Annotated in this window: 29 protein-coding genes; 14 read left to right on the forward strand and 15 right to left on the reverse strand. The window is 71.9% G+C overall.

Translation table 11 applies throughout. The features are described 5' to 3' along the window. The first annotated feature begins 1 nt into the window (after position 1). The 6 genes from ACILRH_RS22835 to nhaA all read left to right on the forward strand — a co-directional run bounded on the left by ACILRH_RS22835 (position 2) and on the right by nhaA (position 6,412). Complete coding sequence (locus ACILRH_RS22835) at positions 2–1,639, forward strand: cation acetate symporter (protein ID WP_395696378.1); 1,638 nt, start codon at positions 2–4, stop codon at positions 1,637–1,639. Between the two features lie 171 nt (positions 1,640–1,810). After that, positions 1,811–2,191 (forward strand): acetate uptake transporter, encoded by a 381-nt coding sequence (locus ACILRH_RS22840; protein WP_395696379.1) that lies wholly within the window; start codon positions 1,811–1,813, stop codon positions 2,189–2,191. Next, the gene (locus ACILRH_RS22845; protein WP_395696380.1) at positions 2,188–2,415 is read left to right on the forward strand and encodes a GPR1/FUN34/YaaH family transporter; all 228 of its coding nucleotides are present in this window, start codon (positions 2,188–2,190) and stop codon (positions 2,413–2,415) included. Before ACILRH_RS22840 ends, ACILRH_RS22845 begins: the two co-directional genes overlap by 4 nt. Before the next feature lie 98 nt (positions 2,416–2,513). Next, complete coding sequence (gene acs / locus ACILRH_RS22850; RefSeq protein WP_395696381.1) at positions 2,514–4,508, forward strand: acetate--CoA ligase; 1,995 nt, start codon at positions 2,514–2,516, stop codon at positions 4,506–4,508. Between the two features lie 92 nt (positions 4,509–4,600). Then, positions 4,601–5,050 (forward strand): hypothetical protein, encoded by a 450-nt coding sequence (locus tag ACILRH_RS22855; protein ID WP_395696382.1) that lies wholly within the window; start codon positions 4,601–4,603, stop codon positions 5,048–5,050. Between the two features lie 60 nt (positions 5,051–5,110). After that, complete coding sequence (nhaA, locus tag ACILRH_RS22860) at positions 5,111–6,412, forward strand: Na+/H+ antiporter NhaA (RefSeq protein ID WP_395696383.1); 1,302 nt, start codon at positions 5,111–5,113, stop codon at positions 6,410–6,412. Here the strand turns inward: nhaA and ACILRH_RS22865 are convergent. Next, positions 6,399–6,869 (reverse strand): CBS domain-containing protein, encoded by a 471-nt coding sequence (locus ACILRH_RS22865; RefSeq protein WP_395696384.1) that lies wholly within the window; start codon positions 6,867–6,869, stop codon positions 6,399–6,401. The two genes, nhaA and ACILRH_RS22865, sit on opposite strands and share 14 nt — an antisense overlap. A 123-nt stretch (positions 6,870–6,992) precedes the next feature. Here ACILRH_RS22865 and ACILRH_RS22870 point away from each other — a divergent pair, with 123 nt between their 5' ends. Together ACILRH_RS22870 and ACILRH_RS22875 are read left to right on the forward strand one after the other, a co-directional pair. Continuing rightward, positions 6,993–8,267, forward strand: coding sequence for an ArsB/NhaD family transporter (locus ACILRH_RS22870; RefSeq protein ID WP_395696385.1), 1,275 nt, complete (start codon positions 6,993–6,995; stop codon positions 8,265–8,267). A gap of 66 nt (positions 8,268–8,333) precedes the next feature. Next, positions 8,334–8,735 (forward strand): phage holin family protein, encoded by a 402-nt coding sequence (locus ACILRH_RS22875; RefSeq protein WP_395696386.1) that lies wholly within the window; start codon positions 8,334–8,336, stop codon positions 8,733–8,735. A 150-nt stretch (positions 8,736–8,885) separates the two neighbouring features. On the opposite strand, the gene ACILRH_RS22880 is transcribed toward ACILRH_RS22875, so the two are convergent. From ACILRH_RS22880 to nth, 4 genes are read right to left on the reverse strand one after another with little or no spacing between them, the layout of a single operon-like run. After that, a complete protein-coding gene (locus tag ACILRH_RS22880; RefSeq protein ID WP_395696387.1) occupies positions 8,886–10,061 on the reverse strand; it encodes a MarP family serine protease in 1,176 nt (391 codons plus the stop codon). Beyond that, positions 10,058–10,753: an NUDIX hydrolase gene (locus ACILRH_RS22885; protein WP_395696388.1), complete on the reverse strand. Its 696-nt coding sequence runs from the start codon at positions 10,751–10,753 to the stop codon at positions 10,058–10,060. Before ACILRH_RS22885 ends, ACILRH_RS22880 begins: the two co-directional genes overlap by 4 nt. 20 nt (positions 10,754–10,773) lie before the next feature. Further along, entirely contained in the window at positions 10,774–11,382 is a 609-nt protein-coding gene (locus ACILRH_RS22890) for a TlpA family protein disulfide reductase (protein ID WP_395696389.1), read from the reverse strand. Beyond that, positions 11,379–12,092 (reverse strand): endonuclease III, encoded by a 714-nt coding sequence (gene nth, locus ACILRH_RS22895; RefSeq protein ID WP_395696390.1) that lies wholly within the window; start codon positions 12,090–12,092, stop codon positions 11,379–11,381. Before nth ends, ACILRH_RS22890 begins: the two co-directional genes overlap by 4 nt. 155 nt (positions 12,093–12,247) lie before the next feature. Here nth and ACILRH_RS22900 point away from each other — a divergent pair, with 155 nt between their 5' ends. Further along, positions 12,248–12,925, forward strand: coding sequence for a Crp/Fnr family transcriptional regulator (locus ACILRH_RS22900; protein WP_395696391.1), 678 nt, complete (start codon positions 12,248–12,250; stop codon positions 12,923–12,925). Positions 12,926–13,005: 80 nt separating this feature from the next. Here the strand turns inward: ACILRH_RS22900 and ACILRH_RS22905 are convergent, their stop codons facing one another. From ACILRH_RS22905 to ACILRH_RS22935, 7 genes are all read right to left on the reverse strand, one after another. After that, the gene (locus ACILRH_RS22905) at positions 13,006–13,908 is read right to left on the reverse strand and encodes a DUF559 domain-containing protein (RefSeq protein WP_395696392.1); all 903 of its coding nucleotides are present in this window, start codon (positions 13,906–13,908) and stop codon (positions 13,006–13,008) included. 145 nt (positions 13,909–14,053) lie between these two features. Further along, positions 14,054–14,863 carry an MBL fold metallo-hydrolase gene (locus ACILRH_RS22910; RefSeq protein ID WP_395696393.1) on the reverse strand — a complete coding sequence of 270 codons (810 nt, stop codon included), beginning with the start codon at positions 14,861–14,863 and terminating at the stop codon, positions 14,054–14,056. Next, positions 14,860–15,729, reverse strand: a complete 870-nt coding sequence (locus tag ACILRH_RS22915; RefSeq protein WP_395696394.1) for an NUDIX hydrolase — start codon at positions 15,727–15,729, stop codon at positions 14,860–14,862. Before ACILRH_RS22915 ends, ACILRH_RS22910 begins: the two co-directional genes overlap by 4 nt. Positions 15,730–15,739: 10 nt before the next feature. Beyond that, positions 15,740–16,204 (reverse strand): RidA family protein, encoded by a 465-nt coding sequence (locus tag ACILRH_RS22920; protein ID WP_395696395.1) that lies wholly within the window; start codon positions 16,202–16,204, stop codon positions 15,740–15,742. Beyond that, the gene (locus tag ACILRH_RS22925) at positions 16,201–16,356 is read right to left on the reverse strand and encodes a DUF4177 domain-containing protein (protein WP_395696396.1); all 156 of its coding nucleotides are present in this window, start codon (positions 16,354–16,356) and stop codon (positions 16,201–16,203) included. Before ACILRH_RS22925 ends, ACILRH_RS22920 begins: the two co-directional genes overlap by 4 nt. Before the next feature lie 32 nt (positions 16,357–16,388). Then, entirely contained in the window at positions 16,389–16,988 is a 600-nt protein-coding gene (locus ACILRH_RS22930) for a dihydrofolate reductase family protein (RefSeq protein ID WP_395696397.1), read from the reverse strand. A 75-nt stretch (positions 16,989–17,063) separates the two neighbouring features. After that, positions 17,064–17,732 carry a VOC family protein gene (locus ACILRH_RS22935; RefSeq protein WP_395696398.1) on the reverse strand — a complete coding sequence of 223 codons (669 nt, stop codon included), beginning with the start codon at positions 17,730–17,732 and terminating at the stop codon, positions 17,064–17,066. 61 nt (positions 17,733–17,793) lie between these two features. Between ACILRH_RS22935 and ACILRH_RS22940 the strand changes: the two genes are divergently transcribed. Then, positions 17,794–19,170 carry an MFS transporter gene (locus ACILRH_RS22940; RefSeq protein WP_395696399.1) on the forward strand — a complete coding sequence of 459 codons (1,377 nt, stop codon included), beginning with the start codon at positions 17,794–17,796 and terminating at the stop codon, positions 19,168–19,170. On the opposite strand, the gene ACILRH_RS22945 is transcribed toward ACILRH_RS22940, so the two are convergent. After that, on the reverse strand, positions 19,139–19,777 hold the full coding sequence (locus ACILRH_RS22945) for a 3-oxoacid CoA-transferase subunit B (RefSeq protein WP_395696400.1): 639 nt from the start codon (positions 19,775–19,777) through the stop codon (positions 19,139–19,141). The two genes, ACILRH_RS22940 and ACILRH_RS22945, sit on opposite strands and share 32 nt — an antisense overlap. Beyond that, a complete protein-coding gene (locus ACILRH_RS22950) occupies positions 19,777–20,550 on the reverse strand; it encodes a CoA transferase subunit A (RefSeq protein ID WP_395696401.1) in 774 nt (257 codons plus the stop codon). The genes ACILRH_RS22945 and ACILRH_RS22950 overlap by 1 nt, the downstream gene beginning before the upstream one ends. A gap of 104 nt (positions 20,551–20,654) precedes the next feature. Between ACILRH_RS22950 and ACILRH_RS22955 the strand changes: the two genes are divergently transcribed. Genes ACILRH_RS22955 through ACILRH_RS22965 form a run of 3 tightly spaced genes read left to right on the forward strand, consistent with a single transcriptional unit; the run spans position 20,655 to position 23,648 of the window. Then, positions 20,655–21,413 carry an IclR family transcriptional regulator gene (locus tag ACILRH_RS22955; protein WP_395696402.1) on the forward strand — a complete coding sequence of 253 codons (759 nt, stop codon included), beginning with the start codon at positions 20,655–20,657 and terminating at the stop codon, positions 21,411–21,413. A 31-nt stretch (positions 21,414–21,444) separates the two neighbouring features. After that, a complete protein-coding gene (locus tag ACILRH_RS22960) occupies positions 21,445–22,452 on the forward strand; it encodes an ArsA-related P-loop ATPase (protein WP_395696403.1) in 1,008 nt (335 codons plus the stop codon). Next, positions 22,449–23,648 (forward strand): ArsA family ATPase, encoded by a 1,200-nt coding sequence (locus ACILRH_RS22965; protein ID WP_395696404.1) that lies wholly within the window; start codon positions 22,449–22,451, stop codon positions 23,646–23,648. The genes ACILRH_RS22960 and ACILRH_RS22965 overlap by 4 nt, the downstream gene beginning before the upstream one ends. Positions 23,649–23,656: 8 nt before the next feature. Here ACILRH_RS22965 and ACILRH_RS22970 read toward each other — a convergent pair whose 3' ends face one another. Further along, entirely contained in the window at positions 23,657–23,944 is a 288-nt protein-coding gene (locus ACILRH_RS22970; protein ID WP_395696405.1) for a WhiB family transcriptional regulator, read from the reverse strand. A 249-nt stretch (positions 23,945–24,193) separates the two neighbouring features. Between ACILRH_RS22970 and ACILRH_RS22975 the strand changes: the two genes are divergently transcribed. Continuing rightward, a complete protein-coding gene (locus ACILRH_RS22975) occupies positions 24,194–26,596 on the forward strand; it encodes a penicillin-binding protein (RefSeq protein WP_395696406.1) in 2,403 nt (800 codons plus the stop codon). Positions 26,597–26,739 lie beyond the last annotated feature (143 nt).

The following is a 26,739-nucleotide window of genomic DNA, read 5'->3' on the forward strand; positions in this document are numbered from 1 at the left end:
CATGAACGACTCCCACCAGCTCCTCACGACGATCCTCTTCCTCTCGGTCGTCGGCCTGACGGTCGCCATCACCTTCTGGGCCAGCCGCCAGAACTCCGGTGCCGCCGACTTCTACGCCGGCGGGCGCTCCTTCTCGCCGCTGCAGAACGGCCTGGCCATCGGGGGCGACTACATGTCGGCCGCCTCCTTCCTCGGCATCTCCGGGGCGATCGCGCTCTCCGGGTACGACGGGTTCCTCTACTCGATCGGATTCCTCGTCGCCTGGCTCGTGGCGCTCCTGCTCGTCGCGGAGATGCTGCGCAACTCGGGCCGCTACACGATGGCCGACCAGCTCGCCTTCCGGATGCGGCAGAAGCCGGTGCGGATGGCCGCCGCGACGTCGACGGTCGTCGTGTCGATCTTCTACCTGCTCGCCCAGATGGTCGGGGCCGGCACGCTCGTCGCGCTCCTGCTCGGGGTCGACAGCCACGCCATCAAGAACCTCACCATCCTCGGGGTCGGCCTGCTGATGATCTTCTACGTGACCGTCGGCGGGATGAAGGGCACCACCTGGGTGCAGATCATCAAGGCGGTGCTGCTGATGGCGGGATCGGCGGTGATCGTGGTCCTGGTGCTCGCCCACTTCCACTTCAACCTCTCCGACCTGCTCGGGACGGCGGCGTCGAACTCGGGCAAGGGTGACGCGTTCCTGCAGCCGGGCCTGAAGTACGGCCTGACCACCACCAGCAAGCTCGACTTCGTCTCGCTCGCGATCGCGCTGGTCCTCGGCACCGCCGCCCTGCCGCACATCCTGATCCGCTTCTACACGGTCCCGACCTCGCGCGACGCGCGGAAGTCGGTCCTCTGGGCCATCGGCCTGATCGGCACCTTCTACCTGTTCACCCTCGTGCTGGGCTTCGGAGCCGCCGCCATGCTCAAGGGCGATGAGGCGGCCGACATGGCGGCCAGCAAGGGCAACCTCGCCTCCCCGCTGCTCGCCCAGGAGGTCGGCGGTGGCGCCGACTCCACGGGCGGTGCCGTCATGCTGGCCGTCATCGCTGCGGTCGCTTTCGCGACGATCCTCGCGGTGGTCGCCGGTCTCACCCTGACGTCGTCGGCGTCGGTGGCCCACGACATCTACAGCAACGTGATCAAGAACGGCGAGGCGACCGAGAAGCAGGAGATCCGGGTGACCCGGATCGCGGCGTTCACCATCGGCCTGATCGCGATCCTGCTGGCGATCCCGGCGCAGAACCTCAACATCGCCTTCCTGGTCGCGCTCGCGTTCGCCGTCGCGGCGTCGGCCAACCTGCCGGCGATCGTCTACAACATGTTCTGGCGGCGCTTCAACACCCGCGGCGCTGTCTGGAGCATCTACGGCGGCCTGGCGTCGTCGCTGCTGCTCGTGCTGTTCTCCCCGGTCATGTCGGGCAAGGGGCTCGACCCGGTCACCGGGGCGAACCTGTCGCTGCTGCCCACCAGCATCGACATCTCCTGGTTCCCCCTGGAGAACCCGGGCCTGGTCTCGATCCCGCTCGGCTTCCTCTTCGGGTTCCTCGGGACCATCAGCAAGCGGGAGGTCACCGCCGAGGAGGAGTACACCGAGCTCGAGGTCCGAGCCCTGACCGGTGCGGGCGCCGAGCAGGCGGTCCAGCACTGACGATGGGACGTCGACCAGGCGGCCGGCGGCCGCACCGCACGGGGCGAGACGTTTGTCCACGGCAGGGGCGGGGTACCGCGCGGGTCACCGCAGGGACCGTCCGTGGCGACGACCCGACCTCGGAGCGGTCGCCGGCACGGCAGTCCTCCCCTCTCCAGGTGAGGAGCCTCGATGTCCAGCACCCAGGCAGAACGCCCGCTCGACCGTCACGTCCCCGGCGCGCACCTCGCCGACCCGGCACCGCTCGGGCTGGCGGCGTTCGCGCTGACGACCTTCGTCCTGAGCTTCGTCAACACAGGCCTGTTCAAGGTCGAGCCGGTGGTCTTCGGCCTCGCGCTGGCCTACGGCGGCATCGCGCAGTTCGCGGCCGGGATGTGGGAGTTCGCGAAGGGCAACACCTTCGGGGCGACCGCGTTCTCGTCGTACGGCGCGTTCTGGGTGTCGTTCTGGTGGCTGACCGGCCACACCGACCTCTCGACGTTCAGCGCGGGCGACGCGGCGAACACGATCGGCCCTACCTGCTGGCCTGGGGCATCTTCACCGCCTACATGACGGTCGCGGCCACGCGGGTCAGCGGTGCCGTCCTGGTCGTCTTCGTGCTGCTGACGCTCACCTTCCTGCTGCTGGCCCTCGGCGAGTTCGCGACCTCGGACGGCATCCACAAGGTCGGCGGCTGGGTCGGCGTCGCGACCGCCCTCGCGGCCTGGTACGCCTCGCTGGCCGGCGTCACCGCCTTCACCCAACAGAGGACGGTCTTCCCGGTCGGCCCCCGGTGACCGGACGCAACCTCCCTGCAACCCCCCGTCGCCACCATGGGCGGGGCGACCCTAGTGTGGCCCGTGCCACTTCGACCTGGATCCAGGAGTGATCGACCGTGACCGAAGAGACCCTGTCGAACCTGTTGCACGAGGAGCGGCGGTTCGAGCCGCCGGCTGCCGTCGCGGAGCATGCCAACCTCAAGGCCGAGGCGTACGAGCGCGCGGCGGCGGACCCGGAGGCGTTCTGGGCCGAGCAGGCCGGGCGCCTGGACTGGGCGCAGTCGTGGGACCAGGTGCTGGACTGGTCGGACCCGCCGTTCGCGAAGTGGTTCGTGGGTGGGCGGCTGAACGCGTCGTACAACTGCGTGGACCGGCACGTGGAGGCCGGGCGGGGTGACAAGGTCGCGCTGCACTGGGTCGGCGAACCGGTCGAGGACAAGCGCGACATCACCTACGCCCAGCTCAAGGACGAGGTGTCGCGGGCCGCGAACGCGCTGACCGAGCTCGGCGTGGGCACCGGTGACCGGGTGGCGATCTACCTGCCGATGATCCCCGAGGCGGTGGTCGCGATGCTGGCGTGCGCGCGGATCGGGGCGCCGCACACGGTGGTGTTCGGCGGGTTCTCCGCCGACGCGCTGGCCTCGCGGCTGGAGGACTGCCAGGCCAAGGTCGTGATCACCTCCGACGGCGGCTACCGGCGCGGGTCGGCGTCGGCGTTGAAGCCGGCGGTCGACGAGGGCCGGGCCAAGGCCGCGGAGCTGGGCCACACGGTCGAGAAGGTGCTGGTCGTGCGCCGCACAGGCCAGGACGTGGCCTGGGACGACGAGGTCGACGTGTGGTGGCACGACGTCGTGGACTCGGCGTCGGCCGAGCACACGCCCGAGGCGTTCGACTCCGAGCACCCGCTGTACGTCATGTACACCTCCGGGACGACGGGGAAGCCCAAGGGGATCCTGCACACGACCGGCGGCTACCTGACCGGGGCGTCGTACACGCACTGGGCGGTCTTCGACCTCAAGCCCGACACCGACGTCTACTGGTGCTCGGCCGACATCGGCTGGGTCACCGGCCACTCCTACATGGTCTACGGGCCGCTCGCGAACGGCGCGACCCAGGTGATGTACGAGGGCACGCCCGACTCCCCCGAGCGGGGCCGCTGGTGGAAGATCATCGAGGACTACGGCGTCACGATCTTCTACACCGCCCCGACCGCGATCCGGTCGTTCATGAAGCAGGGCCGCGAGATCCCCGACCGCTATGACATGTCGTCGCTGCGGATCCTCGGGTCGGTCGGTGAGCCGATCAACCCCGAGGCCTACGTGTGGTACCGCGAGGTCATCGGTGGCGGCCGCACCCCCGTGGTCGACACCTGGTGGCAGACCGAGACCGGGTCGATCATGATCAGCCCGCTCCCCGGGGTGACCCACGGCAAGCCCGGGTCGGCGATGACCCCGATCCCCGGCGTGGGCGCCGAGGTCGTCAACGACGCCGGCGAGCCGGTCCCCAACGGGTCGGGCGGCTACCTCGTCCTCACCCAGCCGTGGCCCTCGATGCTGCGCACCATCTGGGGCGACGACCAGCGGTTCAAGGACACCTACTGGTCCCGGTTCAAGGAGCAGCGCTACTACTTCGCCGGCGACGGCGCGAAGAAGGACGAGGACGGCGACATCTGGGTGCTGGGCCGGGTCGACGACGTCATGAACGTCTCGGGCCACCGCCTCTCGACCACCGAGATCGAGTCCGCCCTGGTCTCCCACCCCAAGGTCGCCGAGGCCGCCGTCGTCGGCGCCAAGGACGAGGACACCGGCCAGGCCGTCTGCGCGTTCGTCATCCTCCGCGAGTCTGCACTGGATTCTGGGGGAGGTGATGGGGGCGACGACATCGTCGCCGAGCTGCGCCAGCACGTCCGCAAGGAGATCGGCCCGATCGCCACCCCCCGCCAGATCATGATCGTCCCCGAGCTCCCCAAGACCCGCTCCGGCAAGATCATGCGCCGCCTCCTCAAGGACGTCGCCGAGCACCGCGAGGTCGGCGACGTCACCACCCTCGCCGACTCCTCCGTCATGGACCTCATCTCGAAGGGCCTGGGCTCGGGCACCGCGGAGGGCTGACCGACCGAGATCACCCCGGGCCGCGGCGCTCCGTCGGCACTTCTTTGCGAGGAGCGTCTGCGGCCGGGGCCCGGCGGGTGTGTGATGGTCCCATGACCATCCTGCGCGCCCCCGTCCTGGTGGCCGTCGCCTTGCTCGGCGCCCTCCTCGTGTCGGCCCCGGGGAGCTCGGCCACCTCCCCGGCCAGCGAGCGGTCCGCGGCATCGGCCGCGGCGCGGACTCGAGTCATCGCCGACTGCGCCCACCGATCGATCAAGCCTCACCACGTCGTGGTCACCTGTGCTGACGCGGGCGTCTACGCGGTCGTGAAGAGCTACGGCTCGTGGCGCGCCACCGCCGCACTCGGCCAGGGTCGCCTGCACCTGAACGACTGCGAGCCGAGCTGCGCGGACGGCACCTTCCACTCCTTCCCGGCCACCTTCCGCTTCCACCGCGTCGTCCACACCAGCCACGGGCCCCTCTTCACCCGCCTCGGCGTGACCTACGTGCGGGGCGGCGAGCAGCGCAACGCCCAGTACTCCCTGCCGCGACGCCCCTTGTAGGCTGACGGCGGTGCGCCGGGAAGCCTGGTCGGCAGATCTTGACGACCTCCGAGGAGCCCGATGACCAGCCCCGCACCACGGCAGCGCCAGCGCCTCTTCCAGCGCGGCTCGTTCCTGGAGAGCTCCAGGGCCGCCGAGATCCTCCGCGCCGAGACCACCGGTGGTCTCCTGCTCATCCTCGCCGCGGCGGTCGCCCTCGTGTGGGCGAACACCCGGTGGTCGGCGTCCTACTACGACCTCGGGCAGGTCGCCGTGGGACCGGAGGCCCTCCACCTCCACCTGACGCTCGAGGCGTGGGCCGCGGACGGTCTGCTGGCGATCTTCTTCTTCGTGGCAGGTCTGGAGCTGAAGCGGGAGTTCGTCGCCGGCGACCTGCGCGACCCGCGCCGGGCCGCGCTGCCGGTCGTCGCTGCGGTGGGCGGCATGGTCGCTCCCGCGATCATCTACGTGCTGTGCAACCTGGGCCCGAGCGGCGACCTGTCGGGCTGGGCGATCCCCACCGCGACCGACATCGCGTTCGCCGTGGCCGTGCTCGCGGTGATCAGCACCCACCTCCCGTCCGGACTCCGGACGTTCCTGCTCACCCTGGCCGTCGTCGACGACCTCCTCGCCATCCTCGTGATCGCGTTCTTCTACACCGCCGACCTGCACCCGGTCTGGCTCGTCGCGGCCGTCGTCCCGATCGCGTTGTTCGCGGTCCTGGTCCAGCGGCGGATCTGGCACTGGTGGCTCCTGCTCCCGCTGGCCTTCGCCGCCTGGACCTGCGTGCACGCGTCCGGCGTGCACGCCGGCGTCGTGCTCGGCTTCACGGTCCCCGTCCTCCGCCGCGACGGCGGCGACGGCCCCGGGCTCGCCGAGCACCTCGAGCACCTGGTCCGGCCGGTGTCGGCCGGCATCGCCGTACCGATCTTCGCCTTCTTCGCCGCCGGTGTGACGATCGGTGGGTGGGACGGGCTCGTCTCGTCGGTCTCCGACCCCATCTCGCTCGGGATCGTCGCCGGCCTGGTCGTGGGGAAGACGGTCGGCGTCGCCGGGTCGACCTGGTTGCTGGCCCGGTTCACCCGGGCCGAGCTCGACGACGAGCTGAGCTGGATCGACGTGATCGGCATGGCGATGCTGGCCGGGATCGGCTTCACCGTGTCGCTGCTCATCGGCGAGCTCGCCTTCGGCAGCGGCTCGGCCGACGACGACCACGTGAAGGTGGCGGTGCTGCTCGGGTCCGTGGTGGCCGCGCTGCTCGCGACCGTCGTGCTCCGGGCCCGCAACCGGGTCTACCGCCGGCTGTGCGAGGTCGAGGAGCGCGACGACGACCACGACGGCGTGCCCGACGTCTTCGAACGCGACGCGCTCACCGATCCGTGAGCCGCCTCGGCAGCAGCGCCGCCAGCACCGGTCCGACCGTGACCACGCCGACGAGCGGTGCCGAGCCGCCGCCACCGTCGACCACGACCACCAGCGGGACCCGCTCGGCGGCCATCACCGCCGCGACCTCGAGCACCGAGTCGTCCGGGGCCGCGACCGGGAGTCGGGACCGCTCCGAGGGCAGCAGGGCGCGAACGGTGGTGCCCTCGAGTGCGTCGCACATGTGGTCGATGAAGTCCTGGTCGACCACGCCGGCCAGGTTGGGGTCGTCGCGCAGGTAGCCCGGGATCACCAGGCGCAGCACCTGGGCCGCGGGCAGCACGGCCACCGGGTGCGAGCGGTCGTCCACCACGATCAGGCCGGGGCGGTTCTGCTCGGTCAGGAGCCGTGCGGCGGCGACGGCGTCGTCGTCGAGACGGACCGTCGGGTAGGGCTCGACCAGGTCGCGGGCCAGCATGGCGACGACGCTATCCCAGTGCCCCGCCCGGCGCGCCCACCGACGGCCGCGACGGGATAGGGTCGGCCCCGGGTGTGCCGGGAAGCCTGGTCGGCGTCGTCGACCCGACCCCAGGAGCCGCCCGTGGCAGCAGCAGCCGTCGTCATCTTCGTCGTCGCCTACGTCGTCCTGGCGACCGAGAAGGTGCACCGCACGAAGGTCGCGCTGGTGGGTGCCGGCCTGATGCTCCTGCTGCACGTCTCCGACTCCGAGCGCGCCTTCTTCTCCGAGCGGACGGGGATCGCCTGGGACGTCATCTTCCTGCTGCTGGGCATGATGGTCATCGTCTCGGTACTGCGCCGCACCGGCGTCTTCGAGTACGTCGCGATCTGGGCCGCCAAGCGCACCCGGGGACGTCCCTATCCGTTGATGGTGATGCTGTGCGTCCTGACGGCGGTCGCATCGGCGCTGCTCGACAACGTCACCACCGTGCTCCTCATCGCCCCGGTGACCTTCCTCGTCTGCCAGCGTCTGGGGCTGCGGCCCGCGCCCTTCCTGATGGCCGAGGTCTTCGCGTCCAACATCGGCGGCACGGCCACGCTGGTCGGTGATCCGCCGAACATCATCATCGCCTCCAAGGGAGATCTGACCTTCAACGACTTCCTCGTCAACCTGGCCCCGATCGTCGTGGTGCTCATGGTCGTCTTCCTGCTCCTGTGCCGGCGGATGTTCCGCGACTACTTCGTCTACGACGAGGAGCGGGCCGCGTCGGTGATGCGCCTCGACGAGCGCGAGGCGATCACCGATCCTCGCCTGCTGGTGACGTCCGTCGTGGTCCTGGGCCTGGTGATGGCGGCGTTCGTCCTCCACCCGCTCGTCCACTATGACCCGGCGGTCGTGGCCCTCCTGGGGGCCGGGCTGCTGCTGCTGGTGACCGACGTCGACCCGATGGCGACGATGCGCGAGGTCGAGTGGCCCACGCTCGCCTTCTTCGCCGGCCTGTTCATCATGGTCGGCGGGCTGGTCGAGACCGGGGTGATCGGGAAGCTGGCCGAGGCCACCGCGGACGTCACCGGGGGTGACCTCACGACCGCGACGATGGTCCTGCTCGGCGGCTCCGCGGTGCTGTCGGCGATCGTGGACAACATCCCCTACGTCGCCACCATGAGCCCGGTCGTCGCCGAGCTCGCCGCCGGTCACGGCGAGGCCGGCCACGTGCTGTGGTGGGCACTCGCCCTCGGTGCCGACCTCGGCGGCAACGCGACCGCGATCGGTGCCTCGGCGAACGTCGTCGCGCTGGGCCTGGCCGAGCGCGAGGGTCACCCGATCGGCTTCTGGGAGTTCACCCGCTACGGGATCGTCGTCACGGTCACCACCGTGGCGGTGTGCATCCCCTACCTCTGGTTGAGGTACTTGTGAGGTGGCCCACCGGCCGCGGTCGGTAAGGTCGGACCCGACAGCCGGAGATCGACGCGAGGGATGAGCATGGCGCAGCAGGTGAACGACTCGGACCCCACCATCGGGCGGCTGGTCCACGACGCCTCCCGAGACATCTCCTCGCTGGTCCAGAAGGAGATCCAGCTCGCGAAGTCCGAGCTCAAGGTCAGCGTGCGGGCCGGCGGCGCCGGGATCGGGCTGTTCGCCGCCGCGGCGTTCGTCCTCGTGCTGGCGATCATCATGCTGTCGGTGGCCTTCGCCTACTTCATCAACTGGAACGGCGACGGGCTGGCCCTGCAGTGGGCCTTCCTCATCGTGTTCTTCGTCTACGTGCTGCTCACCGCGCTGCTCGGCTGGCTCGGCGTGCGCAAGGTCAAGCAGGTCAAGGCGCCCGAGCGGGCCATCGAGCAGGGCCAGAAGATCCCGGACGCGCTCAAGGGCCGGGCCTGAGCGGGACCGCGCCAGCGGGACCGCTCAACGGCCGGCGGTCGAGCGCCCTTCGAGACGCCTCGTTCCTCGGCTCCTCAGGAACCAAGCCGCGCGGCTGAGGGACGACGCCGCGACCGGCGGGGCGAGACCCGGTGAGACGGACCCCAGCAGCTATCCCGCACACCCACCGGTCGACACCTGCACCGAGCTGCTCAGGCCGGTCTCTGCGGCGTCGGCGACCTGGGCGGCCGTGAGGGCGTAGCCGGTGTCCTGGTCGGTGACCGAGGCCGCGAACACCATGCCAGCCACGGCACCCGACCCGGTGACGATCGGTCCGCCGGAGTTGCCGGGGAGGACCTGGCCGCGCAGGGAGTAGACGTCGCGGATGACGGCCCCGTCGCCGTAGATGTTCGGCGATCGCAACCGCTGCTGCGAGCGGATCCGGGCCGGCTCGACGCGGTAGGGACCGTCCTGGGGGTAACCGAGCACCGCCACGCCCTGCTGCGGCTTGGCGGCCCGCGTGAAGTCCAGCGCGGGCAGCCCACCGCTGTCGAACGCGAGCACCGCGACGTCGATGTCGGGGTTGTAGTAGACGACCTCCGCGTCCAGGGAGGCATCGCCGACGACGACCTCGGGGTCGTCGATGCCGGCGACCACGTGGGCGTTGGTCATCAGCCGGTTGTCGGCGTACACGAACCCGGATCCTTCGACGCCGCGCCCGCACTCGTTGGCGCCGCGCACCTTGACCACGCTCGCCTCGGCCTGCTGGACGTCGGGGTCCTCGAGCAGGCGCTTGGGACCCGGGCCGACGTCGACGATCCGCTCGGGCGCGAACGGCTCGAGGTAGCGCGGGAAGAAGCTGGTGCCGACCACGTCGTTGAACGCCTGCAGGGCGTTGCCGGCCGACGGCGGCAGCACGTCGTCGACCTCACCGAGCACCGCCGAGCTGCGCACCAGCGGGGTGATGCCACCGATCTGCGAGCCCGAGATCGCGACGCCGAGGGCCCAGGCGACCAGGAGCACGGCGACCGCGCTGAGCATCGCGCCGCCCACCGCGTCCAGCGCCCGGGCGGGCTGCCAGGTGATGCGGTCCCGGAGCCGGGTGCCGGCGAACTGGAACACCGCCTGCCCCAGCGAGGCCGCCAGGATCACGATGAACAGAGCGCCGAGCGACACCATCAGCGACGGTGTCGCGTCACCCAGGGCGACCGGAGCGAGCCACACGCCGAACAGGCCGCCGAGGAGCAGGCCGGTGGTGGCGAAGGCCCCGGCGATGAAGCCCTGCCAGTAGCCCGACAGCGCGTAGGCCAGCACCAGGAAGACCAGGAGCCAGTCGAGCAGGTTCACTCCTCGCCCTCCTCGGCGTCCTCGGGTGCGGCGTGGTCCTCGATGTCCAGCAGGCGCGATCGTCGTGGGTCAGCCTGCAGCATGTACGACGGCAGGTCCTTCACGCGGGACCGGTCCCACGGGCGCGTCCAGCCCAGGAAGTCGAAGAGCCGGGCGATGATGCCACCGGTGAAGCCCCAGAGGATGACGTTCTTGTCGGGGCCGATCAGGAACCCCGGGCTGACGTAGTCGACGAGCGGGTGCCGCACCATGATCCGGTGGGCGGGGTCGAGCAGCTCCTCGATCGGGACGTGGTGGATCGCGTGCACCTCGGCGGGGCTCACGATGCTGACCTCGCTCGGCTCGCGCCACCAGCCCAGCACCGGCGTCACCGCGAAGTTGCTCGGCGGCAGCCACAGCTCGGGCAGGCGGCCGAAGACCTCGACCGACGCCGGGTCGAGGCCGACCTCCTCCTCGGCCTCGCGCAGGGCGGCCTCGACGACCGTCTCGCCGGGGTCGACCGAGCCACCGGGGAACGAGACCTGGCCGGGGTGGGATCGCATGTCGTGGGCACGCTCGGTCAGCAGCACCTCGCCGCCGCGGGCGCCCTCGCCGAAGAGCATCAGCACGGCACCCTGCCGGGTGTCGCTGCCGGGCGGCGGGGTGAACCGGGTCAGGTCGTGCACCGAGATGTCGGCGGCTCCTGCTCGCACCGGCTCGAGCCACGCGGGGATCACAGGTCGGTCCCGAGGTGCTCGTTGGCCAGGCGGGCCAGGTCTGCGGCGGAGTCGACGCCGCCCGGGGCGTTGCTGACGTTGCCGTCGGCGTCGACGAAGACGAACCACGGCACGCCGCGCACCACCGAGATCGGGCTGGCTCCGTTGACGTCCCCACCGGGGTCGGCCACGAGCGGGTAGGTGATCCCGGACCTCCGCGCGAGCTCGAGCGCGGCCATCGGCTGGGTGTCCTGGTAGTCGACCCCCAGCACGCCGACGCGGTCGCCGTACCGCTCGTAGAACTGCTGGAGCGCCGGCATCTCCTCCCGGCACGGGCCGCAGTAGGAGCCCCAGAGGTTGACGACGAGCGGCCCTCGCAGCGTGGACAGGTCGACGTCGGGACCGCCGCCGAGGCAGGGCAGGGTGACGGCGGGCAGCGGTCCGTCCGTCGCCGGGCCGGGCTCGCAGTCCGCGACCCGGGTGCGGGCCTTGGCCTGCTGCAGCTCCTCGGTGCCGACGTCGACCCGGGCCGCGCCGGGCTGGGCAGGCAGGTCGGAGCCCGAGCACCCGGTCAGGGTCAGCGCCGCCAGGACGACGAGCAGCCGCCCCGGCCACCGGGTGGTCAAGCGCGACCCTCGGTCTTCACCAGCTTGGCGGCCGCGACCGGGTCGGTCGGGCCCTCGCCGTACGACGGGCACCAGCGCGCCACGGGGCAGGCGCCGCACGCCGGCTTCTGGGCGTGGCAGACCCGCCGCCCGTGCCAGATCAGGTGGTGGCTGAGCATCGTCCAGTCCTTCTTCGCGAACAGCGCACCGACGGCGTGCTCGACCTTGACCGGATCGGTCTCCGCGGTCCAGCGGAAGCGGCGGGCCAGCCGGCCGAAGTGGGTGTCGACGGTGATGCCCGGGATGCCGAATGCGTTGCCGAGCACGACGTTGGCGGTCTTGCGGCCCACGCCCGGGAGCTGCACCAGGTCCTCGAGCCGCGGCGGCACCTGACCCCCGTGCCGCTCGACGAGCGCGGCGCTGAGCTTGAGCAGCGACTCGGTCTTGGCGCGGAAGAACCCCAGCGGGCCGACGATCCCCTCGAGCGTGGCCCGGTCGGCCGCCGCCATGGCCCGGGCGTCGGGATAGGCGGCGAACAGCGTCGGGCGGACGGCGTTGACCCGGCGGTCGGTCGTCTGGGCGGACAGCACCGTCACGACGAGCAGCTGGAAGGGGTCGTCGAAGTCGAGCTCGGTCGTGGCGTCGGGGTAGGTCTCGCCCAGGACCCGGTCGATCTTGCGCGCGCGCCGCACCAGCGCGGTGCGGGTCTCGGCGGCGGCGGGGGCGGGCACGCGCCCCAGCGTACGGCGGCGGACGGACACTCCCCGATTCGCGACCACGGCGCGACGACCACGATCTCGCCGAGCGGCGGGTGTCGATGTGAACTTCCCCACTGGATAGGATCTGCGCGGAGCCCGTGCGTGCGGGCCCGTCACGAGGAGGATTCGTGGACAACGACGTACTTCGCCAGGCGCCGCTCTTCAGCGCGCTCGACGACGAGGCCGCCACCGCCCTGCGCGCGTCGATGGCGGAGGCCAAGCTGCGCCGCGGTGACGTGCTGTTCCACGAGGGCGACTCCGGCGACAAGCTCTACATCGTGCTCGACGGCAAGGTGAAGCTCGGGCGCACGTCGTCCGACGGCCGCGAGAACCTGCTGGCGATCCTCGGCCCCGGCCAGATGTTCGGCGAGCTGTCGCTCTTCGACCCCGGCCCGCGCTCGGCCACCGTCACCGCGGTCACCGACGCCACGTTCGCCTCGCTCTCCCACGAGGACCTGCTGCGCTGGCTCGAGGGCCGACCGGTCGTCGCCCGCGGCCTGCTCGCTCAGCTGGCCGGCCGGCTGCGCAAGGCCAACGACGTGGTGGCCGACCTGGTCTTCTCCGACGTCCCCGGCCGCGTCGCCAAGGCGCTGCTCGACCTGGCCGACCGGTTCGGCCGCACCGCCGACGACGGGGTGCACGTGCACCACGACCTCACCCAGGAGGAGCTCGCCCAGCTGGTCGGGGCCTCCCGCGAGACCGTCAACAAGGCCCTGGCCGACTTCGCCTCCCGCGGCTGGCTGCGCCTGGAGCCCCGCTCGGTCGTGATCATGGACGTCGAGCGCCTGGCCCGCCGCGCCCGTTGAGTTGGGGGTCGTGACCCGTTGAGTTGGGGGTTGTGACCCGTTGAGTTGGGGGTTGTGACCACTCGAGTTGAGGGTTGTGGTCACCAGCGCCGGTTCGAGTATGTCGGGACGAGGGCGGCACGGAGCGCTCCGAGCCACTGGTCGAGTGCGTCTCCGGTGAAGTCGCCCCTGCGCACCACGATCACGGTCCATCCGTGCTCCCGGAGCCACTGACGTCGACGACGGTCGGCGTCGCGCTGCTGGATCGACTTCTCGTGCGCCTCGAAGCCGTCGTACTCGACGCACACCCGCGACCTGGGGTAGGCGAAGTCGAGCCGGTACGTCGGGACACCATCCACCACGATCCAGAACTGTGGCTCGGGGAGGGCGAGCCCGGCGTCGGCGATCGCCAGCAGCACCCAAGCCTCTCGCTGTGACTCCAGGCGCGGATCGAGCAGACCTACCAGCTCGCGCAGCTGGATCACGCCGCGGCGTCTGCGGAATCGACCGAGCTCTCGCTCCATGTCCCGCTGCGTAAGCCCGTGACGGCCGGCGATCATGGCCATGGCAGCAAAGGCCTCACGTCGCCTGAGCGAGCACCCCAGGTCGAGCGCCGTTCGCAGCGGTGTGGTCAGCCGGACGCCGTGCAGTTTCATCACGTCGACCGGAGCCAGGTCACGAGTGCGGCCGTCGACGCCGGCGCGGGTCGTGATGGCTCGGCCGCGCAGGGCGCACGTCTCGACGGGAACGACCCCGTCGTGCTCGGCGTACACATGGACGTCGACATCGTGCAGCCACGCAGCCGTCCGGTCGACGATCACGTGGTGGGGACGCACGACCTTCGCGACGGCTCGAGCGCGCAGTTCCAGCGTGTCGGCGACACCGGCGCAGACGTAGACGCCACGGAGCACCACGCGAACCTCGCCACGTCGGACAGCGGCGCGCAGGTCGTTGGCCGTGAGACCGAGGGTCGGAAGGTCACGACGCGTGAAGGGCTCGTTCATCCGCCGACCTTGCGGCCGGAGCCCCGAGCGCACCACCACCTCGACGATGGCCTGTGGACGAGGGGACTACTGGGCGCCGTCGGTGGACGACAGGCGGGCCGTCAGCGGGTCGCAACCCTCAACTCGACCGGTCGCAACCCTCAACTCAACGGGAGGCGAGGTAGGCGAGCTGGGCGCGGACGGAGAGCTCGGCGGCGCCCCAGAGCGACTCGTCGACGTCGGCGTAGACGACCTCGACCACCCGGCGGGGCAGGGTCGGGTCCTCGGCGAGCTCGGGCGAGACCGCGACCGACAGCTCGGCGAGGGCCCGCTCGACCTGCGCCAGCCGCTCGCGCCGGTGGGCGAGGTAGAAGTCCAGGACACCGAGGGCGTCCTCGAGCACCGGCCCGTGCGCGGGCCACAGGGTGCGGACCTCGCCGGTCGCCGCCAGCGACCGCATCCGGCCGATCGAGTCGAAGTAGGGCGCCAGCTGGCCGTCCGGGTGCGCCACGACCGTCGTGCCGCGACCGAGCACCATGTCGCCGGTGAGCATCGCCCCGTCCCCGGGGAGCACCAGCGACACCGAGTCGGCGGTGTGGCCCGGCGTGGTCAGCACCCGCAGCTCCAGCCCGTCGACCGACAGCGTCTCGCCGTCGGCGAGCGGAGCGGCCTCCACGCAGAGCGCCGGGTCGAGCGCACGCACCGGGCAGCCCTTGCGCCGGCCGAGCTCGGCCGCCACCTCCGCGTGGTCGAAGTGATGATGGGTGACCAGCACCAGCCGCACGTCACCCAGCTCGGCGGTCAGCCGCTCCAGGTGGCCGTCCTCGACCGGCCCCGGGTCCACGACGACCAGCCCGGAGGCGCCCGGCTCCTGCAGCACCCAGGTGTTGGTGCCGTCCAGCGTCATGATCCCGGGGTTCGGCGCGAGCAGGCAGCGCCCGCGCGACCCGAAAATGCCGCCGGACCAGGGCGTCACCCGCGCCGCCGCTCCGCGACCATCGGCCGCAGCCGGTCGGGCATCGAGAGCGTCCAGCCCGACCCCAGCGGCTCCACGGCCGGGCAGAACATCTCCACCGACCGCGAGGCCGCGACCTCGAGCACCTCGTCGGGCGAGGCGTGCGTCCCGATCTCCATCGAGGTGAGGTACGTCGGCGGCATCAGCGCCAGCGCACCGGCGTCGGCCTGCTCCGCCGCCACCCGGGCCGGGATCCAGGCGACCTCCGAGGACTCCGACGAGACGTCCCGGGTCACCTGGCCCTCGGGGAGCAGCGCCACGAAGAACCAGGTGCGGTAGCGCTTCGGCTCGAAGACGGGCGTCAGCCACGCGTCCCACACCCCGAGCAGGTCCGTGCGCAGCACGAGACCGCGCCGGGTGAGGAAGTCGGTCATCGACAGGTCGCGCGACTCCAGCGCCACCCGGTCGGCCTCCCAGTCCGCGCCGGTCGTGTCGGCGACGACCGAGTCGACCGACGCACCGGCCAGCAGCACGCCGGACTCCTCGAACGTCTCGCGTACGGCGGCGCACACGAGCGCCCGCGCGGTCTCCTCGTCACACCCCAGCCGCGCGGCCCAGGCCTCGGGCGGCGGGCCGGCCCAGGCCACGGCGGCGTCGAAGTCGCGCGGGTCCACGCCGCCGCCGGGGTAGACGCACATGCCGCCGGCGAAGTCCATCGAGACGTGCCGGCGCAGGTAGTAGACCTCGGGGCCCTGGTCGGAGGGCCGCATCAGGATGACGGTCGCGGCGTTGCGGGGGTCGGCCGGCACCTGCCGGCCGTCCTCGAACTCGCGCGCGACCTCGACCAGCCGGTCCGGCAGCGGGACCGGCGGCAGCGGGATCCTCACCGCAGCCGCCTCACGGGGCGACCCGGACGACGATCTCCACCTCGACCGGGGCGTCGAGCGGCAGCACCGGCACCCCCACCGCCGAGCGGGCGTGCACGCCGGCGTCGCCGAAGACCTCGCCCAGCAGCTCGGAGGCACCGTTGGCGACCCCCGGCTGCCCGGTGAAGTCGGGCGTGGACGCGACGAAGGCCACGACCTTCACGACCTGGGCGACCCGGTCGAGGTCGCCGACCATCGACTTGACCGCCGCGATCGCGTTGAGCGCGCACTGCTGGGCACAGGCGACCGCGTCCTCGACGCCGACCTCGCCACCGACCTTGCCGGTCGCGATCAGCTCGCCCGACCGCATCGGCAGCTGCCCGGAGGTGAAGACCAGGTCGCCCGACACCACGGCCGGGACGTACTTCGCGACCGGCGCGGCCACCTCCGGCACCGCCAGACCCAGCGCCGCGAGGCGCTCCTCGACGACGCTCATGCGAGCGGCCGCTTGAAGTAGCCGACCAGGTTCTCCGGGTTCGGACCCGGCGCGATCTGCACCAGCTCCCAGCCGTCGGACCCGAAGTTGTCCAGGATCTGCTTGGCCGCGTGCGTGAGGATCGGCGCGGTGAGGTACTCCCACTTGGTCATGCCGCGGACTCTACCCAGGCGGTGACGCGGCGCTACCGGACGACGGCGTAGCGCACGTGGGTCGCGTACGGCGAGCCGACGGTCGTCAGCACCTCGAGGTCGAGGTCGTGCTCGAAGCCCTCGAAGAGCCGCTTGCCGCCGCCGAGGACGACGGGGGCGGTCGAGATGACCAGCTCGTCGACCCGCCCGGCCGCCAGCGCCTGCCGGATCGTGCTCGCGCCACCCCCGACCGAGACGTCACCGTCACCGGCGGCCGCCACCGCCCGGTCGAGCGCCTCGTCCAGCGACGGCACGAAGGTGAAGCCGCTCTCGGCGGCCGGCTGGTCCTCGACCCGGTGGGTGAGCACGAAGAGCGGGCCGCCGAACGGGTTCGTGCCGCCCCACGCGCCGGCGGCGTCGTACATCCCACGACCGACCACGCCGGCACCGAGCCCGGCGGTCAGCTCGTCGAAGAACTCCTGGTCCGGCCCGTGCATCGCGAGGTCGTGCTCACCGTCGTACGTCCACGGGCCGCCCATCACCCAGTAGTGCAGCCGCTCCCCGCCGCGCCCGAGGCCCTGGCCGGGCCCGTCGTCGGGGCCGGTGACGTAGCCGTCGACCGATGTGGTGATGGATGCGACGACCTTGCCCATGGCTCCTCCTGTGCTGGGGACCTGCACCCGGACAGACCCGGCGGACGGACCCGACTCATCGCGGCCCGCCGACGGTCACTGGACGAACGCGCAGAGCTCGTTGCCCTCCGGGTCGGCCAGCACCGTCCAGGAGATGTCGTCGTCGGGCTCGCGCAGCACGGTCGCCCCGTGCTCGACCAGGAGGCCCACGTCGGCGGTGTCGACGTCCCAGTGGATCCGGTTCTTCACGGTCTTCGGCTCGGGGACGGGCACGAAGACGAGGCACTCGAACGGCGCACCGGGGATCTCCTCGACCCAGGCCCAGCCGTGCTCCTCGTCGTGCTCCCACCGGCCGCCGATCGCCTCGGCCCACCACCGCGCCTGGGCGGCCGGGTCGACCGAGTCGACCACGATCTCGTAGAGCCGCTCGTCGGGCACCTGCTCCCGCGGGAAGACGCACAGCTCTCCGCCCTCGGGGTCGCGCAGCACGTCCCACCGGAAGGACGTGAGGTCCAGCGGCGTCGCCCCCCGAGCGACCACCTCGCCGGTGCTCGCCGCGTGCATGTCGAGGTGCACGCGCTGCTTGACCGTCACGGGCTCCGGCACCGGGTTGATCCACACCCGGTGGTGCGGGGTCGGCCCGGTCAGCTCCAGCAGGCCGTCGCCGCGCTCGGTCACCTCCCGGCCCAAGGTGTCCGCCCAGAACCGGCCGAGCAGGCCGGTGTCGACGGCGTCGATGCACAGGTCCTTCCAGGAAGCGATCACGCCTCCATGGTGTCCCAACCCGCTTGACCTCAACCGCGGTCGAGGTCCTACCGTCCTCGGCGTGACCTCGACCGCGCCCGCGAGCCGCGCCCCGCGCCTGCTCGCGCCGGCGTACGCCGCCACGACCATCGGCATGTTCGCGCTGGTCGCCTTCAGCGCGTTCGAGGCGACGGCGGTCACGACGGTGATGCCCACGGTCGCACGGGACCTGGACGGGCTCGGTCTCTACGCCCTCTCGTTCGCGGCACCGCTGGCCAGCGGCGTCGTCGGCATGGTGGCGGCCGGCGCCCGCAGCGACCGGCGCGGGCCGGTGGCGCCGCTGGTGGTGTCACTCGTGCTCTTCTCGGTCGGCCTGGTCGTCTGCGGCCTCGCTCCGACGATGGAGGTGCTGGTCGCGGGCCGGGTGCTGCAGGGTCTCGGCGCGGGGGCGATGACCGTCTGCCTCTACGTCGTGGTCGGCCTGGGCTTCCCCGCGGCGCTGCAGCCCGCTCTCTTCGCCAGCTTCGCCGCGGCCTGGGTGCTGCCCACCCTGTTCGGGCCGGCCCTCGCGGCGTACGTCGCCCATCTGCTCGGGTGGCGCTGGGTCTTCCTCGGGGTCGTCGTGCTCGTCGCCGTCGCGACCGTGCTCATCGTCCCGGCCCTGCGCGGGATCACCCCGCTCGACGGGGACGGACCGACCCCGTGGGGCCGCCTGGCCTGGTCGGTCGTCGGAGCGGTCGCCGTCCTGGCCCTGGAGCTGCTGGGCTCCCACCACGGCGCCGCCGCAGTGGCGGCGGTGGCCGCGTTCGTGCTCGTCGTCCTGGCGCTGCAGCGCCTGCTCCCGGCCGGCAGCCTCGTCGGCAGGCGGGGGCTGCCGGCGGTTGTGGCGACCCGCGGGCTCTTCAGCGCCTCGTTCTTCTGCGTCGAGGCCTACATCGTCTACGTCCTGCAGGACCACTGGGGCCTGACCCCCGGCACCGCCGGTCTCGCGCTGACCGGCGTCGGGCTCAGCTGGGCCGGCGCCAGCCAGGTCCAGGCCCGCCTGGGCGACCGGGTGTCGAACACGGCGGCGATGGTGTGGGGCAGTGCCCTCGTCGCCGCCGGCACTCTCGCCCTCGCCGCGGTCGTCCGAGTCGACCTGCCGTGGGCGCTCGCGATGGCGTCGTACGTCGTCGCCGGCGCCGGCATGGGGTTCGGCTACCCGCGCACCAGCGTGGCGATGCTCGCCGCCTCGACCGACGCCGACCGCGGGTTCAACTCCTCGGCGCTGTCGGTCGCCGACTCCCTCGGCGGCGCGATCGCGCTCTCGGTCTCCGGGGTGGCGTTCGCCGCCGCGTCCCGGGCCGGCGTCGATGCCTTCCTCGCGGTGTTCGTGATCGCCCTGGCGCTCGGGGCACTGGCCGTGGTCACCGCGACCCGGACCGGGGTCAGCGGAGCGGCGGCTCCGTCTTCTGCCTGACCTCGTCCTCGGTGACGCCGGGCGCGAGCTCCACGAGGCGCAGGCCGCCGCCCTCTGATGGGGGGGTGACGTCGATGACACAGAGGTCGGTGATGATCCGCTGCACGACCCCGCGGCCGGTGTAGGGCAGCGAGCACTCCTCGACGATCTTGTAGGACCCGTCCTTGGCGACGTGCTCCATCAGCACGATCACCTGCTTCGCGCCGTGGACCAGGTCCATCGCGCCGCCCATGCCCTTGACCATCTTGCCCGGGATCATCCAGTTCGCGATGTCCCCGCTCTTGGAGACCTGCATCGCGCCCAGGATCGCGGCGTCGATCTTGCCGCCCCGGATCATCCCGAAGGACGTGGCGGAGTCGAAGAACGACGCACCGCGGCGCAGCGTGACCGTCTCCTTGCCCGCGTTGATCAGGTCGGGGTCCTCCTCGCCGTCGACCGGGTAGGCGCCCACACCGAGGATCCCGTTCTCCGACTGCAGCACCAGCTCCACGTCGTCACCCACGTAGTTCGGCACCAGCGTCGGCAGCCCGATCCCCAGGTTCACGTACGACCCGTCGTGCAGCTCCGCGGCCGCCCGCGCGGCCATCTCCTCACGCGTCCACGCCATCAGGCTCGACTCCTCACGGTCCGCTTCTCGATCCGCTTGTCCGCGGCCTGCTCCGGAGTGAGCGGGACGACGCGCTGCACGAACACCCCGGGCGTGTGGACCTGGTTGGGGTCCAGCTCGCCGGGCTCGACCAGCTCCTCGACCTCCGCGATCGTCACGCGACCACACATCGCGGCCAGCGGGTTGAAGTTGCGCGCGGAGTCGCGGTACACCAGGTTGCCGTGCCGGTCGCCCTTCCAGGCCCGCACCAGCCCGAAGTCCGCCACGATCGCGTGCTCGAGCACGAACTCCTTGTCCCCCTCGGGCGTCGGGAACACCTGCGTCTGCTTGGGCGGGCTGGACACGACCACGTTGCCGGCATCGTCGTACCGCCACGGCAGGCCGCCCTCGGCCACTTGGGTGCCCACGCCGGTCGCAGTGAAGAACGCCGGGATCCCGGAGCCGCCCGCGCGCATCCGCTCCGCCAGCGTGCCCTGCGGGGTCAGCTCCACCTCCAGCTCCCCGTGCAGGTACTGCCGGGCGAACTCCTTGTTCTCCCCCACGTAGGAGGAGATCATCCGCCGGATCCGCTTCTGCGACAGCAGCAGCCCCAGCCCCCAGTCGTCCACACCGCAGTTGTTCGACACCGCCTCCAGGTCCGTCGTGCCCGCCTCCAGCAGCGCCGCGATCAGCACCGACGGGATCCCGCACAACCCGAACCCACCCACCGACAACGTCGCGCCGGAGGGGATGTCCGCCACCGCCTCCGCGGCCGAGCCCACCACCTTGTCCATGCCCTCGATCAAAGCCCCGCCGGGCGGCCGCGGTCAACGACCGACCACCCACCGGTCGGCGATCACTCACCAGTCGGACATCGCGATGGGCTAGCGTCCACTGAGTGGACACCCCCGGAGACGTCGTCGGGCGCATCGGCGCCGTGCTGCGGGCCGTGTCGGCACACGAGCCGACGGGTGGCTCGACCTCGGCGGTCGCGCGGAGCGCGGGCCTGGCCCGGCCGACCGCCCACCGGATGCTGACCTCGTTGCTCGGCGAGGGCCTGGTCGACCGCGCCGCGGACGGTCGGTGGCTCCTCGGGCCCGAGCTCTACCTGCTCGGCAGCGCGGCCAGCAGCCGCTACGACGTCACCGAGGTCGCCCAGCCGTTCGTGCGCCAGCTCTCGCTGGCGACCGGGGAGAGCGCGTTCTTCTCCGCGCGCCGGGGGGACGAGACGGTGTGCCTGCTCCGGGAGGACGGGAGCTTCCCGATCCGCTCGCACGTGCTCCACGAGGGCATCCGCTTCCCGCTCGGGGTCGCGTCGGCCGGGATGGTCGTCCTCGCCTACCTCACCGACGCCGAGGTCGAGGCCTACCTGGCCCGCACCGACCTGGTCGCGACGTACGGCGGGAACCACGATGCCGCCGCGGTGCGGCAGCGGATCGCGGACACCAGGTCCCACGGCTACGCCCTGAACCCGGGCCTGCTGGTCGAGGGCAGCTGGGGCATGGGCGCCGCGGTGTTCGACCGCGACGAGCGGCCGCAGTGGGCGCTGAGCCTCACCGGGATCGAGCAGCGGTTCACCGCCGGCCGCCGGCGCGAGCTCGGCCCGCTCCTGCTCCGCGCCGCTCACGAGCTGACGCTGGCGCTGCGCCGCCGCTGATCGCTCCCCACCCGAGCAATACGCTGTCCACATGCCCGATCCCGCCGACTGGTCGCGCCTGCGCCTGCACGTCGTCACCGGCAAGGGCGGCACGGGCAAGTCCACCGTGGCGGCCGCCCTCGCGCTGGGCCTGGCGTCGGAGGGCAAGCAGGTGCTGCTGTGCGAGGTCGAGGGCCGGCAGGGCATCGCCCGGATGTTCGACGTCGACCCGCTGCCGTACGCCGAGCGACGGATCGCGGCGGGCCTGCGCCACAACGGCGACCGGCCGGGCGCCGTGCACGCGCTGCACATCGACCCGGAGTCGGCGCTGCTGGAGTACCTGGCGATGTACTACAAGCTCGGCCGCGCCGGTCGCGCCCTCGACCGCTTCGGGGTCATCGAGTTCGCCACCACGATCGCGCCGGGCGTGCGCGACGTCCTGCTGACCGGCAAGGTCTTCGAGGCGGTGCAGCGCAACAGCCGCAACAAGGGCGCGACGCAGTACGACGCCGTCGTGCTCGACGCGCCGCCGACCGGCCGGATCGCGCAGTTCCTCAACGTCAACGATGAGCTGGCGGGGCTCGCCAAGGTCGGTCCGATCCGGAGCCAGGCCGACACGGTGATGACCCTGTTCCGGTCCCCGCGCACGGCGGTCCACCTGGTCACCGTGCTGGAGGAGATGCCGGTGCAGGAGACCGCGGACGGCATCGCAGAGCTGCGTCGGGCGGGCCTGCCGGTCGGCGCGGTGGTCGTGAACCAGGTCCGGCCGCGCGACATCGCCCCGGCGGACCTCCGGGCGGCGCTCGAGGGGCGGCTCGACACCGAGCGGATCGCGGCGGACCTGGGCGAGGCCGGCATCGACGGCGGCGCGGACCTGGTCAGCGGCCTGGTCGCCGAGGCGCGCGACCACGCCGAGCGCCGGGCGCTCGAGGACGCACAGCGCGCGGTGGTCGACGGCCTCGGCCGCCCGACCTACGAGCTCCCCCGTCTCCCCGGTGGGGTCGACCTCGGTGGCCTCTACGAGCTCGCCGCGACGCTGAAGAAGGAGGGGCTGGCGTGAGCACGACCTCCCGCCCCCGGGTCGGACCCCTGGCCACCAGTCCGGGCCCGGCACCCGCGCTGGACGTCGACGCGCTGCTCGACGACCGCACCACCGGGATCATCGTGTGCTGCGGCTCGGGCGGGGTCGGCAAGACGACGACCTCCGCGGCGCTCGCCCTGCGTGCCGCCGAGCGCGGCCGCAAGGTCGTCGTCTTGACCATCGACCCCGCCCGGCGGCTGGCGCAGTCGATGGGCATCGAGCGGCTCGACAACGTTCCGCGTCCGGTCGCCGGGCTGCGCGCGAACATCAAGGGCAACCGCCGGGGCGGCAGCCTCGACGCGATGATGCTGGACATGAAGCGCACCTTCGACGAGGTGGTCGAGAGCCAGGCCACCCCCGAGAAGGCCCGCCAGATCCTGGAGAACCCCTTCTACATCGCGCTGTCGAGCTCCTTCGCCGGCACCCAGGAGTACATGGCGATGGAGAAGCTGGGCCAGATCCACGCCGACGCGCAGGCGCAGGGCACCTACGACCTGATCGTCGTCGACACCCCGCCGTCACGCTCCGCGCTGGACTTCCTCGACGCGCCCGAGCGGCTCTCGAGCTTCCTCGACGGCCGGTTCATCCGGCTGCTCCTGACGCCCGCCCGCGGCCCGGCCCGGCTGATGACCGCCGGGCTCGGCGTGGTGACCAACGCGCTCAACAAGATCCTCGGCACCCAGGTTCTGAGCGACATGCAGACCTTCGTGTCCGCCTTCGACACGCTCTTCGGCGGGTTCCGCCAGCGGGCCCAGAAGACCTTCGAGCTGCTGCAGGCCGACAAGACCGCGTTCCTGGTGGTGGCGGCGCCGGAGCCCGACGCGCTGCGCGAGGCGGCGTACTTCGTCGAGCGGCTCGGGGAGGACGACATGCCGCTGGCCGGGCTGATCGTCAACCGGGCGGGCCCGGTCCCGGCCGGGACGCTGTCCGCGGACGAGGCGATGGCTGCCTCCGCGCGGCTGCGCAAGCGCGAGCCGACGTCGCTCACTGCCGGGCTGCTGCGGCTCCACGCCGACCAGACCCGGGTGGTCGAGCGCGAGGCGCTGCTGCGCTCCCGCTTCGCCGCCGCCCACCCGCAGGTGCCGACGGCCGTCGTGCCGGCGCTCCCCGGCGACGTGCACGACCTCGCGGGCCTGCGCCGGGTGGGCCAGCTGCTCGGCGGCGCCGAGGGCTGAGCCGACTCCTAGACGGAGACGGCGCTCGCGGCGGAGCTCTCGCGGGCGGCCTCGAGGACCGCACGCCACGACGCGGTCGGGCGGCGACGCAGGAGCGCACGTCGCTCACGCTCGGTCATGCCGCCCCAGACACCCCACTCGATCTGGTTGTCGAGCGCCTCCGCGAGACACTCGGTGCGCACCGAGCACCCCGAGCACAGCTGCTTGGCCTTGTTCTGCTCCGCACCACGTACGAAGAGCTGGTCCGGGTGCGTCTCACGGCATGCGGCCGCCGGCGCCCAATCCTCAACCCACATGAGATGTCCCCACATCCATCCGTCCGAGATAGGCAGCGTCCCCATGACGCCCACCCGGGATGACTCCCCTCACGTAGAAGTTAAGGAGATGTTCTTCGGTGGGGCAGACACATCCGGTCCAATAATCGTAGTCCGAAATGACTAGTCCGTCCGGGGCAGGCCGGACCCGGGTCGACGGAGGCCGGAGTGGCGGGGGCACCGGCGTCGCCGAGTGGGTCGTGGTAGGGGGGCTCCCGTACCCTGGGAGACATGCCTCGTCCGCGCAGCGACCGCCTGCCACCGGCCCGGGTGGCGTCCCATCTCGGCGTGATGCTCGCGGTGGCCGCGATCCTCGGCGTCGTCGTGGCGGGGCTCGCGATCCCCTTCGCCGGAGTCGCCGGCATCGGCGCCCGGCAGGTCGCCGACGCCATGGACAGCCTGCCGGCCGAGCTCGAGACCGACCCGCTGCCGCAGAAGACGAAGGTGCTGGCCGCCGACGGCAGCCTGATCGCGACGCTCTACGACGAGAACCGCGTGAACGTCCCGCTGGACCAGGTCTCGCGGACGATGGTCCAGGCGATCGTCGCGATCGAGGACTACCGCTTCTACGAGCACGGCGCGCTGGACATGAAGGGCACGCTGCGCGCCCTGATCACCAACGAGGCCAACAACGGCGTCGTGCAGGGTGGGTCGTCGATCACCCAGCAGATGGTGAAGATGACGCTGCTCACCCAGGCCGACACCAAGGCCGAGCGCGAGGCCGCGACCGACGACACCTACGCGCGCAAGCTGCGCGAGCTGCGCTACGCGATCGCCGTCGAGCAGCAGCACTCCAAGGACTGGATCCTGGAGCGCTACCTCAACATCGCCTACTTCGGCGACGGCACGTACGGCGTCCAGTCCGCCGCCCGGCACTACTTCGGCACGAACGCCAAGAACCTGAACCTGCGGCAGTCGGCCCTGCTGGCCGGGCTGGTCAAGAACCCCACCGGCTACGACCCCACGAACTCCCCCGACGCCGCCCTCGAGCGTCGCAACGTCGTCCTGGACCGGATGGCCCAGCTCAACGTGATCAGCCACGCCAAGGCCGAGGAGACCAAGAAGCAGGGTCTCGGCCTGCACGTCATCCCGGCCAAGAACGGCTGCCTGAACTCGCGGGCGCCGTTCTTCTGCGACTACGCGATCAGCTGGCTGCTGACCGACCCGCGGCTCGGCGCCACCTACGAGGACCGCAAGAAGCTGCTGAAGTCCGGCGGTCTGGTCATCCACACCACGTTGAGCCTGCCCGACGAGAACGCCGCCGACCAGGCGGTCCGCGACCACGTCGCCCAGGGCGACCAGGCCGTGGGCGCGATGGCGATGATCCAGCCCGGCACCGGCAACGTGCTCTCCCTGGCCCAGTCCCGCCCGATGGGCCGCTCGGAGCCCAAGGGCGAGACCTACCTGAACTACAGCGTGCCCACGCAGTACGGCGGCTCCGCCGGGTTCCAGGCAGGGTCGACCTTCAAGCCGTTCGTGCTGGCCGCGGCGATCAACAAGGGCGTGCCGCTGAGCACCACCTTCAACGCGCCGCGGACGATGACGATCCCGCAGGACGAGTTCGCGAACTGCCCGGGCGCCGGCAACTTCGTCGGCGAGTGGACGGTCTCGAGCTCGACCAGCGACGGCACCATGGACGTCTACCGGGGCACCCGGGAGTCGGTGAACACCTTCTACGCGATGCTCGAGAAGGTGACCGGGGTCTGTGAGCCCTACAAGATCGCCCGCGCGCTCGGCGTCGACCTCACCGACCCGACCGGCGACTCCCACGGCTACGGCGCGGAGCGGGTGCCGACGTTCACCCTCGGCATCGCCAACGCCAGCCCGCTGGAGATGGCCGAGGCGTACGCGACCTTCGGGGCCCGCGGCCTGCACTGCGACGCCCGGCCGGTGACGACGATCGACGACTCGACCGGCAACGAGATCCGCAAGTACCCCGCGCAGTGCCAGCAGGCACTGCCGCAGTCGACCGCGGACGCCGTCAACGACGTGCTGCGCGGCGTGCAGGAGCCGGGCGGGTTCGGCTACGACTACGGCGGCACCGGGCTGACGGTCCCCTCCGCCGGCAAGACCGGCACCACGCAGGACGGCAAGTCCGTGTGGTTCATGGGCTACACGCCGCAGATCGCGACCGCCGCGATGATCGCCGGTGCCAGCAAGGACGGCCAGCGGCCGATCCCGCTGGCCGGCCAGACTATCCACGGCACCTACATCTCCTCGGTCAGCGGCTCGGGCTTCGCCGGTCCGATGTGGGCCGAGGCCATGCACGCCATCCAGGGCCGGCTCGACTACGAGGACTTCCACGCGCCGGAGGCCCAGGCGGTCAACGGCGTGCCGACGACCGTCCCGAGCGTCTCGGGCATGTCGGTGGAGGCGGCTAAGAGCACCCTGTCGAGCGCGGGCTTCACGCCGATCGAGGGCGGCCAGGCCAACTCGACCTCGCCCGCGGGCACCGTCGCCTACTCCTCGCCCTCCGGCGGCTCCTCGGCGCCGTCGGGCTCGGTGATCACCATCTACGAGTCCAACGGCATCCCACCCGCCCCGCCGCCGGGTCACGGCGGTGGCCACGGCAACGGTGGCGGCAACGGTGGCGGCAACGGTGGCGGCAACGGCGGGGGCAACGGGCGCCGCTAGGCCCTAGCTGGCTGTAGGTCGCGTCAAGTCTCTGGTCGGGCGCGCTTCGTTAACTCCGCGCTGGGAGCTGGTGGCGGGCGTGTTGTCGGCGTGCCTGGCTGTGGGGTGCCGGGGCGCCCACGCTGACGTATTCGACCTCGCTG

Source organism: Nocardioides sp. (assembly GCF_044226765.1).
Taxonomy (GTDB): domain Bacteria; phylum Actinomycetota; class Actinomycetes; order Propionibacteriales; family Nocardioidaceae; genus Nocardioides.